The organism is Pseudarthrobacter sp. As-47, from assembly GCF_058215595.1.
In genome coordinates this window covers 3,326,845-3,341,639 of record NZ_CM177088.1, presented here as the reverse complement: position 1 = coordinate 3,341,639, position 14,795 = coordinate 3,326,845, and the positions used below count along the sequence as shown (strand labels likewise).

Annotated in this window: 13 protein-coding genes; 4 read left to right on the top strand and 9 right to left on the bottom strand. The window is 68.1% G+C overall.

The genetic code is table 11. The features are described from left to right. Positions 1–6: 6 nt before the first annotated feature. From AC4BCK_RS15505 to bioB, 3 genes are read right to left on the bottom strand one after another with little or no spacing between them, the layout of a single operon-like run. Positions 7–1,347 carry an adenosylmethionine--8-amino-7-oxononanoate transaminase gene (locus AC4BCK_RS15505; protein WP_490566103.1) on the bottom strand — a complete coding sequence of 447 codons (1,341 nt, stop codon included), beginning with the start codon at positions 1,345–1,347 and terminating at the stop codon, positions 7–9. 17 nt (positions 1,348–1,364) lie between these two features. Then, the gene (gene bsaP, locus AC4BCK_RS15500; protein WP_442863723.1) at positions 1,365–1,604 is read right to left on the bottom strand and encodes a biotin synthase auxiliary protein BsaP; all 240 of its coding nucleotides are present in this window, start codon (positions 1,602–1,604) and stop codon (positions 1,365–1,367) included. After that, the gene (bioB, locus tag AC4BCK_RS15495) at positions 1,601–2,626 is read right to left on the bottom strand and encodes a biotin synthase BioB (protein ID WP_188572736.1); all 1,026 of its coding nucleotides are present in this window, start codon (positions 2,624–2,626) and stop codon (positions 1,601–1,603) included. The genes bsaP and bioB overlap by 4 nt, the downstream gene beginning before the upstream one ends. A 535-nt stretch (positions 2,627–3,161) precedes the next feature. On the opposite strand from bioB, the gene AC4BCK_RS15490 reads away from it, so the two are divergent. The 3 genes from AC4BCK_RS15490 to AC4BCK_RS15480 all read left to right on the top strand — a co-directional run bounded on the left by AC4BCK_RS15490 (position 3,162) and on the right by AC4BCK_RS15480 (position 5,862). Continuing rightward, on the top strand, positions 3,162–3,590 hold the full coding sequence (locus AC4BCK_RS15490; RefSeq protein WP_490566102.1) for a hypothetical protein: 429 nt from the start codon (positions 3,162–3,164) through the stop codon (positions 3,588–3,590). 138 nt (positions 3,591–3,728) lie between these two features. Beyond that, positions 3,729–4,238 (top strand): ANTAR domain-containing protein, encoded by a 510-nt coding sequence (locus AC4BCK_RS15485; protein ID WP_490566101.1) that lies wholly within the window; start codon positions 3,729–3,731, stop codon positions 4,236–4,238. A gap of 391 nt (positions 4,239–4,629) precedes the next feature. Beyond that, a complete protein-coding gene (locus AC4BCK_RS15480) occupies positions 4,630–5,862 on the top strand; it encodes an acyltransferase family protein (protein ID WP_490566100.1) in 1,233 nt (410 codons plus the stop codon). Between the two features lie 181 nt (positions 5,863–6,043). Here the strand turns inward: AC4BCK_RS15480 and AC4BCK_RS15475 are convergent, their stop codons facing one another. The 4 genes from AC4BCK_RS15475 to AC4BCK_RS15460 all read right to left on the bottom strand — a co-directional run bounded on the left by AC4BCK_RS15475 (position 6,044) and on the right by AC4BCK_RS15460 (position 10,556). Further along, complete coding sequence (locus tag AC4BCK_RS15475) at positions 6,044–6,748, bottom strand: TetR/AcrR family transcriptional regulator C-terminal domain-containing protein (protein ID WP_174180632.1); 705 nt, start codon at positions 6,746–6,748, stop codon at positions 6,044–6,046. A 597-nt stretch (positions 6,749–7,345) separates the two neighbouring features. Beyond that, a complete protein-coding gene (locus AC4BCK_RS15470; protein ID WP_490566099.1) occupies positions 7,346–9,106 on the bottom strand; it encodes a putative bifunctional diguanylate cyclase/phosphodiesterase in 1,761 nt (586 codons plus the stop codon). 383 nt (positions 9,107–9,489) lie between these two features. Then, positions 9,490–10,380: a F510_1955 family glycosylhydrolase gene (locus tag AC4BCK_RS15465; protein WP_490566098.1), complete on the bottom strand. Its 891-nt coding sequence runs from the start codon at positions 10,378–10,380 to the stop codon at positions 9,490–9,492. After that, entirely contained in the window at positions 10,380–10,556 is a 177-nt protein-coding gene (locus AC4BCK_RS15460; protein ID WP_363954584.1) for a hypothetical protein, read from the bottom strand. The genes AC4BCK_RS15465 and AC4BCK_RS15460 overlap by 1 nt, the downstream gene beginning before the upstream one ends. A gap of 321 nt (positions 10,557–10,877) precedes the next feature. Here AC4BCK_RS15460 and AC4BCK_RS15455 point away from each other — a divergent pair, with 321 nt between their 5' ends. Beyond that, positions 10,878–12,572, top strand: a complete 1,695-nt coding sequence (locus AC4BCK_RS15455; RefSeq protein ID WP_490566097.1) for a S8 family peptidase — start codon at positions 10,878–10,880, stop codon at positions 12,570–12,572. A gap of 1 nt (position 12,573) precedes the next feature. Here AC4BCK_RS15455 and AC4BCK_RS15450 read toward each other — a convergent pair whose 3' ends face one another. Next, the gene (locus AC4BCK_RS15450) at positions 12,574–13,320 is read right to left on the bottom strand and encodes an ANTAR domain-containing protein (RefSeq protein ID WP_490566096.1); all 747 of its coding nucleotides are present in this window, start codon (positions 13,318–13,320) and stop codon (positions 12,574–12,576) included. 137 nt (positions 13,321–13,457) lie between these two features. Continuing rightward, positions 13,458–14,717, bottom strand: coding sequence for a glycoside hydrolase family 26 protein (locus AC4BCK_RS15445; RefSeq protein WP_400618525.1), 1,260 nt, complete (start codon positions 14,715–14,717; stop codon positions 13,458–13,460). Positions 14,718–14,795: the final 78 nt, after the last annotated feature.

Genomic DNA, 14,795 nt, shown 5'->3' with positions numbered 1-14,795 from the left:
AGGTGCTCATGCTGGGACTCCGGAGCGTTCCGGGCCGCGTTGATGGACTTCGGCGACGGCCGCTGTCATGCCTGCGGTGATCTGTTCGATGTCTGCCGCGGTGCTGATGTACGGGGGCATCGTGTAGACGAGGTTCCGGAACGGCCGCACCCAGACCCCGTGCCGGATGGCCGCGGCCGTGACCGCCGTGACATCGACGGGGTCGTGCAGCTCAATGACGCCGACGGCCCCGACGGTGCGGACATCCGCCACGGACTCAAGTCCCCGGGCGGGGGCCAGCCCCGACGCCAGGCCCGCCCCGATCCGGGCGACGTCGGTCTGCCAGCCGCCGCCGTCGATGATGCTCAGGCTGGCGTTGGCTACCGCACACGCCAGCGGGTTGCCCATGAAGGTCGGGCCGTGCAGGAGTGCCCCTGCCTGCCCGCCGGAAACCGTTGACGCAATCTCGTCCGTGCAGAGCATCGCGGCGAGGGTGAGGTACCCGCCGGTCAGGGCCTTGCCCACGCACATGATGTCCGGGACCACACCGGCATGACCGGCGGCGAACAGCTCGCCGGTGCGGCCGAACCCGGTCGCGATCTCGTCAAAAATGAGCAGCAGCCCGTACCGGTCCGCCACCTGCCGCAACGCGGTGAGGCACTCGGCCGGGTAGGGGTACATGCCACCTGCGCCCTGGAGGACCGGCTCGACGATGAGCGCGGCCAGCTCCCCGGAATGCGCAGCCGCGGTGGCCTGGAGTTCGGCTGCCCACGCCTGCACCGTTTCCGGGGTTGCGGACGCCGCGGCCGGGGGGCGGGGAGCAAACACGTTGCCGGCCAGCAGACCGGGGAAAGCGGCGTGCATCCCGTCCACGGGGTCACAAACCCCCATTGCCGCAAAGGTGTCACCGTGATATCCGCCGCGGATGCTCAGGAACCGCTGCCGCCGGGGGTGGCCGGACGCGGTCTGGAATTGCACCCCCAGCTTCAGTGCAACCTCCACCGATACCGAACCCGAGTCCGCGAGGAACACCCGGTCCAACCGTGACCGTCCTGGTGCGGAAGGGGCCATATCCACCAGCCGCTCGGCCAGTTCCACCGCCGGGGCATGGGTGAGTCCGCCGAACATCACATGGCTGAAATCATCGAGTTGCCGCTTCCCGGCCGCGTCCAGTACAGGGTGGCGGTAGCCATGGATCGCCGACCACCACGAGGACATGGCATCAACGACCTCATGGCGTGTGCCGTCTTCGCTGCGGAGCCGCAACCGCACACCGTCGGCCGCCTCGACCTCCCACAACGGGAGGCTGGGGGACGCGGGGGCGTACGGGTGCCACAGGCGTGCGCGGTCCCGCTGGATCAGGCTCATCGGAGCCGATACCTGTGTCATCGGATGAGCACCCCGTGGCGGGAACATTCTGCGCTCCAGCCGGCCGGCGTGACCTGGACCTTCATCCGTCTCCTGCAGTTGGCGCAGTAGCGTGGCGGTTCCAGCGTCAGTAGTTCGACGCAGCGCCGGTGCTCGTCCGACGCGGGGAGACCGCCGCCGTCGGGGCCCCCGCAGTGTCCGCAGAATGGGCCGTTGCTCGAGCCGTTCGCGCCCCCGGCAGCCGGGACCGTTTTCATAGTGATTTCTGGAATTCCTTGATGGGCATGTTCAGCTCGACCAGCAGGTTCAGGTCCGCGTCGGCGGGCCGACCCAGGGTGGTCAGGTAGTTCCCGACGATGACGGCGTTGATGCCGCCGAGCAGGCCATCCCTGGTTCCGAGGTCACCGAGGGTCAGTTCGCGGCCGCCGGCGTAGCGGAGCACGGTCCGGGGCATGGCCAGCCGGAACGCAGCAATGGCGCGGAGGGCGTCTTTGCCGTCCATGATCCCCTGGTTTTCCAGGGGAGTCCCGGGGCGAGGGTTCAGGAAGTTCAGCGGGACCTCGTGGGGTTCGAGCGCGGCGAGCTGGGCAGCAAGTTCGGCACGCTGCTCCAGGGATTCGCCCATGCCGATCAGGGCGCCGCAGCACAGCTCCATGCCGGCCGCCTTGACCATGGCGCAGGTCTCGAGGCGTTCTTCGTAGCTGTGGGTGGTGACTACTTGCGGGAAGTAGCTGCGTGCTGTTTCCAGGTTGTGGTTGTAGCGGTGCACCCCCCAGGCGGCGAGCTGGTCCACCTGGTGCTGGGTCAGCATGCCCAGGGAGCAGGCGATGTTGATCTCCACGGCTTCGTTGATACGGTCTATCGCGAACTTGATCTGGTTCATCAGTTTGATGTCGGGTCCACGGACGGCGGCCACGATGCAGAATTCGGTGGCACCGGTCGCGGCCGTTTCTTTTGCCGCCTTGACCAGTTCGGGAATGTCCAGCCACACGCCCCGGACGGGGGAATCGAAGAGCCCCGACTGGCTGCAGAAATGGCAGTCCTCGGGGCACCCGCCGGTCTTGATTGAGATGATGCCTTCGACCTCGACGTCTTCACCGCAGTGCCTCAGCCGCACCTCGTGGGCCAGCTGCAGCGCCGCCGGAAGGGCTTCATCGGGCAGGCGCAGCACCTCCAGCAGTTGCTCCTGCGTCAGCCCGCGTCCTTCTTCAAGGACCTGCTCACTGGCTGTTTCGAGAATCTCGTACCGGGTAATCGCCGGATGTGCCGGAATCGTCATTGATCGTCCTTTGCGCTGCTTGGTTGCGGGTATGCCGTAGAACCGAGGCTAGTTTCCTGATCAGGACAGGATTTTGTTGAGTATCTACAGCCGGGCGGTTGAGGCCTTGTTCCGGCCCTCACCTTCAAGCGACCTGCACCCCGGTGCCTGGTCCCCGCGCCGAAAGCCCTCAGACTGCGTGAATCGCTCGACTTTAACCCCTACGGAGACGTCGGACGCTGGGCGGCGGCGGGGAGGAAAAGGACCTCGCTGCGCTCGGACAGCACAAGCATTTTTTCTTTTTGCTGCTGTCCGTTGGATCCTACGTGCCCGCTCCACCGGCTCAACCGTCCTGCGGACGGCCGCGCCACGGCTGTCTTGGGTTCGGCGCTGCGCTTATTTCCTCACCCAATCCATCCGTTGCTAGCCCTTCGGGTTGCCCGGTTCCGTCGGGCACAGCTACGCGATGCTCCGCCAGCAGGCAAAAGATGGTGGGGGAGAGGGAAGCCGGTACTCCAGGCAGCCGCCCCGCCCCAGTGAAACGGAGCATCACCTCATGAGCACAGAAACCATGACCCGCACGGTCACGACCGACACCGCCGAACCGGTGACCGCCCCGGCCCTTCCCGCCGACGACCGGGCAGGGGACGGATACGACTGGATGGACACCCTCGAAGGCACCGCCTGGTCGGTCCTGCCGAACTGGGGCAATGAAGGCTGGGACGCCGGATCCTGGCCCTACATCATCTTCACCGTCGCACGCATCCGCGACGGGAGCGGGGAACTGTTTGGCTACGGCACCTACGTCGAAGGGGACACCTCCACGCACTGGTTCCGTTCCCAGGAAGCCTGCTTCGCAGCGATCACCGCTGAGGTGTTTTTCCACTGGGCCTCCGGTCAGTCCGACGGCCCCGACAGCCTACCCGCCACGGCCGCCGGACTGCCCGAAGAGGACCGGAAACCTTACCCTGTCTGGACCACCTAAGACCCCCGGGGTGTCCTGGCCACCAACCGGCCGGGACGCCCGAACGGCACACGAAAATCCGTTGACAACATCATTGAGATTCCCACGGGACTTGTCGAGTACTACTTCGCAGAGGGCATCTTCCACTGGTCGGACGGCTTGTACCGCATCTATGGATACGAACGGGGCGACGTTGTCCCTTCCATGGACATGGCTTTCGCCCACATCGAGCCTGAAGACCGGCCCGCGGTCCAGGCCTACTGGGACCGGGTTGCAGCGGTCGGCGGACCGTCGTCCATCTATGTGTCCGTCCGCGACCGCAAGGACCGCCAGCACAAGCTGCTTTTCTCCGCGGACTACATCCTCGAGGGTGGTGCGCCTGTGGGCGTGTGGGGCGTGGTGGTTGACCTCACCCAGTCCATCCATTCCGACCGCCACCAGCTCGCAACCGAGGCCGTGGCTGCGTCCGCTCTCAACCGGGCCGTCATCGAACAGGCCACGGGAATCCTGATGGGACGCCTGGGCATCACCGCCGACGAGGCCTACGAACTGATGAGCCAGCAAAGCCAGGATACAACAGGAAGGTCTACGCCATCGCCCACGAGATCGTGGAACGCATCACCCGCCGCTAGGCTGGCGGCCTTGCCATCTGGCGGGGCGCACTCCTGATGGCGCCCGGGGCCGCTGACCTCGGATGATGCCGCGGCTGCCCATTGACTGAAGGTGGCGTTCCGGCCACGATGATGTTCCCGTTGATATCCCGCAAACGGACGGCCGCACCCATCCCCTCCACGTGCTGGTCCATCAGGGCGTCCCGGGGGACAACCATGACATCTACGTGCTCGGCAGTGCCGCCGAAAGGGCCGCCTGCGACGGGGAGTATGTCAACCGGTAACTGGCCCCGGCCACTCGCCACAGGTGAGGCGTACGACGGCGGCACGCGCCGCCGTCGTTCGCGTTTGCCGTGGGTGCATGGAGCCTGCGTCCAGCTTCCGCCCAGCGCAGTTACCGAAACGTTATATATGCTGGACGGGTGGTTTTTAGGTCAAGCAGTGGAAATTTGTCAGCTCCGGAACGCCCGTCCGCGCCCGGCGGCGGGCTCATCTCCGGGCGGAAGCACGCCCTGGACGGGCTCCGGACCATCGCCGTGGCGGGGGTCTTCTTCTTCCATACCGTCACCGAGCTGGTCCCGGGCGGATCCATCGGCGTGGACGTGTTCTTTACGCTCAGCGGCTTTGTGATCACCCTGCTGATCATGAAGGAGTACCTGGCCACGGGCCGGCTGCGGCTGGGCATCTTCTACGCCAAGCGGCTGGCCAGGCTGTGGCCCGCGCTGCTGGCGCTGTGCGGCGTGATCGTGACAGTGGGACTGGTGTTCCCGGCGTCCAAGTGGGCCGGCCAGGAAAGCTATGTCCTCCCGGCCGTCGGCTACGTGATGAACCTGGCGCGGATCGGGCTGTTCAGCGAGTCCATCTCCGGCGAAACCCTCGGCCCCGCCTGGACCCTCGCCGTGGAGGAGCAGTTCTACCTGGTGTGGCCGCTGCTCCTGCTGGTGCTGCTGCGGTTCTGGAAGGTGCGGACGGTCGCCCGGATCACGGCCGGGCTGGCCGCGGCATTCCTGCTGGAACGGTTCGTCCTGGTGCTGCTCGGGGCTCCGCTGAACCGCCTCTACAACGGCCCGGACACCCGGGCCGACGAGCTGCTGATCGGGTGCACCCTTGCCCTCGTCTTCACCACCGTCACCCACGGATCCCGGTCCCACGAATCCCTCCGGAACGCAGCGCGCTGGGCCGGGCCGCTTGCCGGAACCGCCCTCCTGGCCGCCGTGTTCCTGCTGAAGGAGCCGGACACCCCCGGCCTCTGGTTCAGCGCCTTCTGGACCGCCGGGCCTACGGTGCTGTCCCTGCTGTCCGCGGTGCTGATCGGATCGCTCGTCCTGCAGCCGGCCGGGTTTGCGGGCCGGGTGCTCAGCCACCCGTGGCTTGCCGGGCCGGGGCGGGACCTGTCCTACGCCATCTACCTCTGGCACCTGCCGGTGTACCTGCTGCTGATGCCGCTGGTTCCCTCGCTGTGGCTCCGGGTGGCGCTGGCCGCGGCCCTGACCGTGCTGCTAACCTGCGCGTCCCACCGCCTGGTGGAAACGCCCGTCCGCCGCTGGGCCAACGCAAGGCTGGAGCCCGCCGTCGTGCCTTCTTCTCCCGGACGCTCCGCGGAACGCGCCGCCGAACCCACCGCGGAACGAGGGCGTGAACTTGTGGCCGCCGGCCGCGTGCCCGCCGCTGACCAGGCATGACAGGACCGGTGGACGGGTCAGGAAATTTACTTGGCCCGGACCCCTTTACGTGACGGAATCCAGTTACTAAAGTCAGTTCTTGTCATAGTCCGGATGGGCGCCAGGGGGCGTCCGGGAAGGGGGAGTGCATCACCGCTGACCTAGACCGAAAGACAATTGACCACTACGTTGAAGGCCCCTCCTAGGAGGGGCTTTCCCTTTGCCCCGCGGAGAGCTGGCCGGCCAGTCCGGAGAGCAGGATGGCGAGGCCCTGGTCCAGCTCGGCCGCGCCGTCGTAGTCCGCCAGGACGGGGCCGAGCGCCCGGAGGTGCGGAAAGCTTTTCGCCGGCAGGCGGTGCAGGCCAAGGCGGAGGATGGCCTCATTCTCGTCCGGGTCAACGATGTACTCCTGGAGCTCGTTCAGGATATGGCCGTACAGGAAGCCGTAGTAGGCGCGGTAGACGTGCAGGGCCACAGCCGGAGTGAAGCCGGCCTCGATCAGCAGGGCGAGGATCTGCTCCAGCGGGCGGAGGGTTCCCAGCGGGCGCAGCCCCAAGGGAGTGGAAAGCGGCCGGGTGACCAGCAGCGGCACCACGTTGGGGTGCCGCAGCGCCAGCAGCCGCAGGTCATGGGCGATCTTGCGGAGCTGCGACTGCCAGTCGGGATCGTCAGGGAAGATCGCCAGCTCATCCAGGACCAGTTCGGAAACACCATCCAGCAGGGCTGCGCGGTTGGCCGCGTAGCGGTACAGGCTCATGGGGTCCCGGTCCAGCTCCTGCCCCAGGCGCCGCATGGTCAGGGCATCGAGTCCTTCAGCGTCAACCAGTGCAAGGGCGGTGGAGAGGACAAGCTCCCTGCTCAGGGGCGCTTTCCGGGAACCCGCTTGACTGCCGGCACTGTCGGCCATGATAGATCCCTTCCATCGGCGCCGGGCGGTCCCTGGATGGACGATTCCTCAGCTTGCTTATTATCTAGTCTACGCATAAAGTCTACAGTGTAGAGAATTTGTCAACATGGTTTCAGTAGAGGGATCAGTGTTTGCAGGGCCGCCATGGCCGCTCACACCATCCCAGGACCCGGGCGCTTCACCTTGCCGGTGCTGCGCACGATTGTCCCGACTCCTTTTTGTTTGCACCTCGTTGAGAAGAGCCATCATGGCAGCAGCACCCTCTACCGCTTGCCCAGGGACGCCAGTTCGCATGCCGCGGCCTGAGGCTGTGACCTCACCCACCGCCACCAGTTATGTGCCCCGGCATGTCCACCAGCCGCGCGGAAAGCGCCCCTGGTGCGCAACGTGCGATACCGACCTGCATCTGATGGTCGAGTTCCCTGGCGTTGGGGGGAAAGCGGGCTCGTTTGCCGTGGCCGTCTACTGCTCACAGTGCTGTGTCTCGCGCGTCCTGGATACCACCATTGACCATGTGGCAGCCCTTCCCTCCCGGTTCAAACCGCCAGTACAGCCCCGGTAAAGGGGCCTTGAGCGTTCACGAGCCTGGCCGCGGCATTATGGCACTCGCCGCCGGCTGAGCATATCGAGCTCAGCCGGGGGCAGCGGCCGCGCGATGAGGTACCCCTGGGCGGTGTCGCAGCCCAGCCCGCGCAGGACTGCCAGCTGCGTTTCCCGCTCCACGCCCTCGGCGGTGGTTCGGAGGCCCAGGGCCCTGGCGGACGCCATGACGTTGGCCACCAGCACGGCCGAGGTGGGATCGGTATCGATGGTGTCGATGAACGACTTGTCCAGCTTCAGCCCGGTGAGGGGAAGCTCCCGGAGCAGTGACAGGGACGAATACGCCGTTCCGTAGTCGTCCAGGGCCACTCCAATGCCCGCCCCGATCAGCGTGCGCAGCTGGGCCGCCGCGGACGAAAGATCCACGATGGCGGCGCTCTCCGTGAGCTCGACGTTCAACAGCGAAGGCGGCACCCCGTGCCGTTGCAGGGATCCGTGGATGACCGCGGCCAGGTTTCCGGCGGCCAGCTGCAGCGGCGAAATATTCACCGAAATGGCCCGCGGCGTGCCGGCATCCGCCCACAGCCGGGCCTGCGCGCAGGCCTGATCGATGACCCACTGGCCCACCGCGTGAATCATGCCGGTGTGCTCGGCCACATGGATGAACTCGGTGGGGGAGACGGCGCCCAGTTCAGGGTCGTGCCAGCGCAGCAGCGCCTCCACCGCAGGGCATTCTCCGGTGGAAATGTCCATCAGCGGCTGGTAGTGGAGGCTGAACGCTGCACTGCCGAGGGCGTGGGGCAGCCGACGGCGGATGAGGGCCTGGCGGGCGAAGCGGCTTTCCGGCCGGGAGGGATCGATGCGGCCCAGCCTGCGCTTGCCTTCGTGTTTGGCCTGCAGCATCGCCGCGTCCGCCTGGCGCAGCAGGTCTTCGAGCTGTGCCCCGGGGGCGCCGCCGGCCCACACCTGACCTGCCCCGCTGCTGCCTGCCCCAGAATCGCCTGCCGCGACGTCGCCGGCCATGGCCAGCCCCAGTGTGGCGGAGACCTGGAGCACGTGGCCGTCATGGACGAAGGGCTCATCCAGGACGCGGAGGATCCGCTCGGCAAGGGCGCGGGCACCGGTTTCATCGACGTCGGCCAGCAGCACGGCGAACTCGTCCCCGCCCAGCCGGGCCACCCTGTCCGCCGGCCGGGTGCACGCCTGAAGCCGGGCCGCGAAGGCGGTGAGCACACTGTCACCGGCCCTGTGCCCGAACGTGTTATTGATGACCTTGAAATCGTCCAGGTCCACGTAGAGCGCCGCCGTCCGGGCAGAGCCGGAGCCGGCCAGCAGGGCCTGTCCGGACTCTTCCAGCCCCAGCCTGTTGGCCAGGCCGGTCAGCGGATCATGGAGCGCGGCATGCCGGAACTCATCCGAAAGGCCCTCCAGGACCTGCGAGACGGGCACCACTCGCGGGGTGCCCGAGGCGGGAACGACGAGCACATCCTGGTACCTGCTTTCCTCAGGCCGGTCCAGCAGCGCGGCGGCGGCCGCCCGGAGGTCCAGGGACGGCGGCAGGCTGAACGTGGTACAGGGCACCAGCGCCTCCGCCGTCATGCGGGCGCTCAGCGCCCGCCCGTAGCCCAGCCGCCCGGTCATCTGGTGGTCAAGCTGGTCCCGCGTCAGCAGGATGAGGTTCCCCCGGACCTCCACCACCACGGCCCGGAGCCCGCGGTCCTCCCGGAACAGCGCCTCGATCTCTCCCGACGGCGTGTTGCCGCTCAGGACCACCGCCTCGAAACCGAGGTCACCCAGCGTGGGCGCGGACGGCTTCACAGCGGGGACGGGACGGAAGGGAGGAGGCCACGCGTCCTGCATACCAAGCGAAAGCCAACGGCAGGTGAACATCAGGTGAGAGGTACGACGGCGGCGAGCGCCGCCGTCGTGCATTCCCGCCGGGTGTCCGTGGCAGGGAACTGCACAGATCTTGACCAAACACGCGGGCGATCCTTCGCCCAATCCTGAGCCTCCGGGCGTAGTTTTGGCACCCAGGCAGTAGGGAAGGGGAGTGGAGACAATGACCATCACCGAATACGTTGCAGCCCTTGGCGGGATGCTGGCCTCTCTTGGCGGAGTGGGCCTCCTGGCGGCGGGACTGATCCGGTTCAGGGCGCGCCACTAGGCGGAAGGCCGCAGGCGTCTGCTCAGTCCGCGTTTGCTCAGTCCGCGTCTGCGGGCCGGAAAGTCATGCCACCGTCCGTGGACACCATGACCCCGTCCGCCGTGGCGGCCCAGATCCAGGGCCGGCCGTCCTCGCCCTTGAGGGCGGCGATTGCCATGACTTCGGCGCCGATGCGGCCCTGTTCGGTCCACGTCTGGCCGGCGTCTGGGGAGTAGTGGACAGTGCCGTCCGGCTCTACACCCACGGCTTCCGCGGGGTGGGCGAACGCCGCGAACTGGATCACCGGGCCGTTCTCCAGCGGCGTCCAGGTACTGCCGGAGTCCGTTGAGCGCTGGATGCCGTCCTGGGTGGTGGCCAGGACGGTGGTGCTGTCCGGGTGGCCGGCGAGGACGGCCGGGGCGAAATCTGCGGCGACCGTACTCCAGGCCTTGCCGTCCGGGCTGGTCCGCAAGGCGCCGTCGAAGGCCACGATTCCCGCCTGGGTGGCGGTCAGCGCGTGGAAGTCGGATTCGCCCTGCCGTGAGAGCTGCTCCCAGGTCTTGCCGCCGTCGGACGATCTCAGCAGGCCCAGCGGGTTGGGCAGGTCCGAGCCCGGGCCGGGGTGGCCGGAGGCGTAGAAGACACCGTCGGAGGGGCCGGGGGTGAAGCCCATGAGGTCGTTGGTGCCGCCGATTTTGGCGGCCGGTGTGGTGGTGACGTCGAAAAGGCCGTCGTGCGTGGCCAGGAGCACCTGGCTGGTTTCGCCGCTGACGGCGATGCCGTGCACGTGGGAACCGGGAAGCGTACTGTGGGCGCTGCCAGTGCCAGTGCCGTCGGTCCCCGGTGCCGGGCTTGAGGCGGGAGCGCAGCCTGCAAGGGCGAGCAGCGCGGCCGCCGCGGCGGAGAGCGCCGCAAAATGTCTGGTGCTGCTGGCGTGCTGGCGGGGCATTACTGGATCAGGTAGTGGCGTTCTTCAGCTTTGGGAGTCTTCGGGAAGAAGGACTGGCTCAGTGCCTTCAGGCCGATCGCGGGCAGCAGGACCAGGGCCACGCTGATGGAAAGAGCGGTCCAGCCCAGGTCCTCGAGCGGGCCAAGGGTGCTCCCCTGGGGAGAAGTAGTGTTCACGACTGCGCCTTATGTGAGACCGATGGGAAACGGATGCCTGCCCTGGTGCCCGGACAGAACCCTCCCAGGTGTGTGTCCGCCGGCGAAGCAGGAATCCCTCCAAGGTTACGGCACCCGTGCGGACCCGTGGAAATGGCGGGCGCCGCCCTCGTCGCCGGAGGACATCCCGCCGGGTCATCAACAGCCCGACTGCAGGCGTCCTGAATATTTGCCGCTGCCCCTTCTTCCCTCCCGTGCTTGTGGCTAGAATCGGGGCGGGGGTGAGTCTGTCCGCGCGCCGGCACCCAGCGCTAGGCGCCTGTCCTTGAAGGATGCCCGCCAATGACCCACCGCTCAAGCCCCCGCACCGCCGTCGCCATCGCTGTGGCTGCTGTCCTGGCCAACACCGCCCTGGCACTCCCTGCCCAGGCCGACGGCGAACTGGACAGCATCCGGCCAACCCCGACTCGGGCGGCGCCCGCTGCGTCCCCCGCCACGGACCAGTTCATTGTGGGGATCCAGGGCGGTCCCGGCATCGGGTCCGAGGCCGCGGCAACCTCAGAGGCCGCGCGGATGGCCGCGGGCCGGATGGGCATCGCCGCCCAAAACGTCAAGGGCATGTCCGCCGGTGCGCAGGTGGTGAAAACCAGCCGCCCCCTCCCTGGCGCTGAGGCCGAGGCCTTCCTGGCGGCACTGCGGTCGTCCCCGGGGGTGGCCTATGCCGAGCCGGACATCATCATGTACCCCACTGCCGAGGCCCCCAACGACCCCTGGTACGCGGTGCAGTGGAACCTCTGGGACGAGGCCGCCGGCATCCGGCTCCCCGTTGCCTGGGACGTGAACCGCGGCGAGGGGACGGTGGTGGCAGTCGTGGACACCGGAATCACCAGCCACTCCGAACTGAATACCAGGGTGCTGCCCGGCTACGACATGATCGTTGACGCCCCCAACGCGCGGGACGGCGACGGGCGTGACGCCAACCCGCAGGACGAGGGCGACTGGTTCGCCGGGGAGCTGTGCGGCGTTGGCGGGGAGAGCGGCATGTCCTCCTGGCACGGGACCCACGTGGCGGGGACGATCGCCGCGGTGGCCAACAACAACGACGGCGTCGCAGGGGTTGCGCCCGAAGCCCGGCTGCTTCCCGTCCGCGCCCTCGGGGCCTGCGGCGGCTACGAGTCGGACGTGGCCGATTCCATCATCTGGGCCGCCGGCGGCCAGGTGCCCGGCCTGCCGGTCAACCCCAACCCCGCCCGCGTGATCAACCTCAGCGTGGGCGGCGACGGCCCCTGCTCACCCATGCTGCAGAACGCCATCAACCTCGCCCATGAGGCTGGCGCAGCCGTGGTGGTGGCCGCCGGAAACTCGAACCGCCCGGCCTCCGGCATGAGTCCGGCGAACTGCAAAAAGGTCATTACAGTGGCTGCCTCCGGACGCACCGGCGCCCGTGCCTCCTACTCCAACTACGGGGACGACGTCGACGTGACGGCTCCGGGCGGTGACATCACCAGCCAGTTCACTGAAGGCATCCTCTCCACCTCCAACTTTGGCGCCACGACTCCCGGGCCCGAGGCCTACGCCTTTATGCAGGGCACGTCCATGGCCGCCCCCCACGTTTCCGGGATCGCCGCCCTGCTGATGTCCGAGGTGGGCAGGAGCTACACGCCCGAGATGGTGGAAAAGCGGCTCGAAGCCACGGCCCGGCCCCTGGCAGGTGGCTGCCCCGAAGGCTGCGGCCATGGACTGGTGGACGCCGCCGAGGCCCTGGACCTCTCCACTGAAGATTTGCCGGCCGGCGTTGTGCTGCCCAAAGCGGTGACGTTCACGGACAAGGACGGCACCAGGAAGGACACCTTCACCGTTCCGGCCTCCAAGGGCGTGGAATACGTGCGGGACGGGGCAGTCGTGAAAGCCGGCGAGTATCCGGGCTCCGGCACCGTCACTGTTTCCGCGCGTGCCCTGCCCAAGTACTCGCTGGCGGCCGGGGCCACCACCCAGTGGGCCCACACGTTTTCACCGGACAGCGCGCCTGCGGGGTAGGCTACGCCGGAGCCGGCGGATCGGGCCGGGCTGCCGGTGACCCGGCGGCCAGTGACTTCACCACATTCTCGGCAACGCTGCGTACTTTCAGGTTCCGCTGGCGTGAGGCGCCCGCCAGCCTGCTGAACGCCTCGGCATACGTGCAGCTGTTCTGGGCCATGATCACGCCGCACGCCACATCGATGGAGGTGCGGCTCTCCAGGACGGTCTTCAGGTTGTCCCCGGCGGACCGGACGCTGCGCACCTCGAGCGCCAGCTTCATGCTCTGGGCCGCCACTTCCGCGAACCACCGGGCCTCGGCCACCAGGTCCGGTGTCAGCCCGGTGGTGCCGCGGACAAGGAACAGCAGCGCGCAGGACGTGCGGTCCTCCAGGTCCAGCGGAAGAGCCAGCGCCGCGCCGAATCCGGAAGCCGAGAGCCGCCGTCGGTATGCCTGCCACCTGGTTGAGGTGGTGCGGTCCACCTTCACCAGCTCGGATGTGCTGACGGCGTGGGTCAGGGGCCCGTCTCCGTTCCGGTCCTCAGAGGTGGCCAGGGCCTCGGCGGCAATGCTGTTGCCGGCAATGACGGGCGGGCCGCCGGGCCGGATCAGCAGGGCAGCGCAGTCCGCGGACCCTGCGAGGGCCAGCGCGCCGGCCTCCGCCAGCCGCTGCACCGAACCCAGGTCAGTGTCCGCACCCGTGATGAGGTCCAGCAGGAACCCCGGGCGTTCTGTCCGCATGGTTCTGTCCGCCGGTTGTACTGCCACGCTTCGTCCCCCGTAAGCATCGGTCCCGTCCCGCACCCGCGCGGGCTTTACCCGAATCTACGAGTACAGCCCGCGGAGGGCACGAGTAGCCGGTACTCTACTTTTCCGGCACGGCGGGGGGACCACTTGCTTTTGCCTTACCGGCGGGCAGCCAGTGCCTGTTTGAAGGCGTCGGCGGACGGCGTGCTGCTGTTGATCCGCCAGTCGGTCTCCTTGTTGTAATGGAACCAGGTCAGGGCGGTGATGTCCGGCTGGGCGGAAAGGTAGCTGACCAGGGCGGTGATCCAGTCTGCTTTGGAGCCGCCCTGCTCCGCCGAGGATGTTTCGGCGATCAGGATCTGCTTGCCGGGGGCCAGGGCACGGAGCTGGGAGAGGCCGTCGCCGAAGAGCTGGGACGGGGACACCCACGAGCTCCATGAGGCGGAGGTACCCCAGTTGTAGCCGTCCAGCGCCACCGCGTCCACGTACCCTGCGCCGGGGTACAGGCCGGCCAGTGGCACCGACCCCCAATACGGCACGTTGGGGTTCCACACCCAGGTGATATTGGTGGCACCCGCCGCCGTCACCACGCCGTGCACGTGCTGCCACGCCGCCACGTAGTCCCCGGAACCGTTGCCGTTGACCTGCTCCGACCACGGGTACCAGTTGCCGTTCATTTCGTGCCCGAACCGCAGCATCACCGGGTGGCCCCAGCCGGCCAGCGCCTGGCCCCACTGGCGCAGGTAGGGATCGAAGTCCCCGGCGGTGATCCGGTCCAGGGCGTACGCAGGCTGCGCTGTTCCGCCGCCCCACGCCCAGGGCTCCCAGGTCAGCAGGGTGAGGGCGCCGCGGGTACGGACCGCCTCCAGTTCGGTGATGGGGGGAGCCTGGTTGAAGTCCTTGTAGGACAGGATGATGGACGGCGCCTCGCCTGCCAGGGCGGTGACCTCGTTCAGTTCGGCCGCTGCGAGCGGGCCGCCGGGAGTCCCGACGCCGAAGCGCAGGGTTGCGGGGGCGGGTGCCGCCGGGCTGGTGGGCGCGGGGGCCGGGGCCGGCTCGGCGGGAGGCTCTTCTTCGACGATGGAGGGGGAGCTGTAGGTGACGGTGAACGGTGCGGTGGCGCTCGCCGTCGCCGTTGCGGCCCGGACAGTGACGGTGGGCTCGGCTGATTCGGGCATCACCAGGTCGGCCGTGAAGTAGCCGGAGGCGCTGGTTTTGAAGGGGGCGCTGGCGGTTCCCGCGGTGACCGTCCCCGAGGTCTTCTTGGGGAACCCGGTTCCGGTGATGGTCACGGAGGTGCCGGCAGGGCCGGTGTTGGGGCTGAGGGTGATGGCGGCCATCGCGGCGTGCGCCGGGGCCGCGCCGGCGGGAATCGCCCAGGCGAGCAGCACGGCGAAACACAGGATGTATCTGAACAGCTTCACTGGACCTCCAGGTGGTGTGCCGCCGCACCCTGGGTGGAAGGGCGGCGGCGGGGACGGCGCACGAAGAAGGAG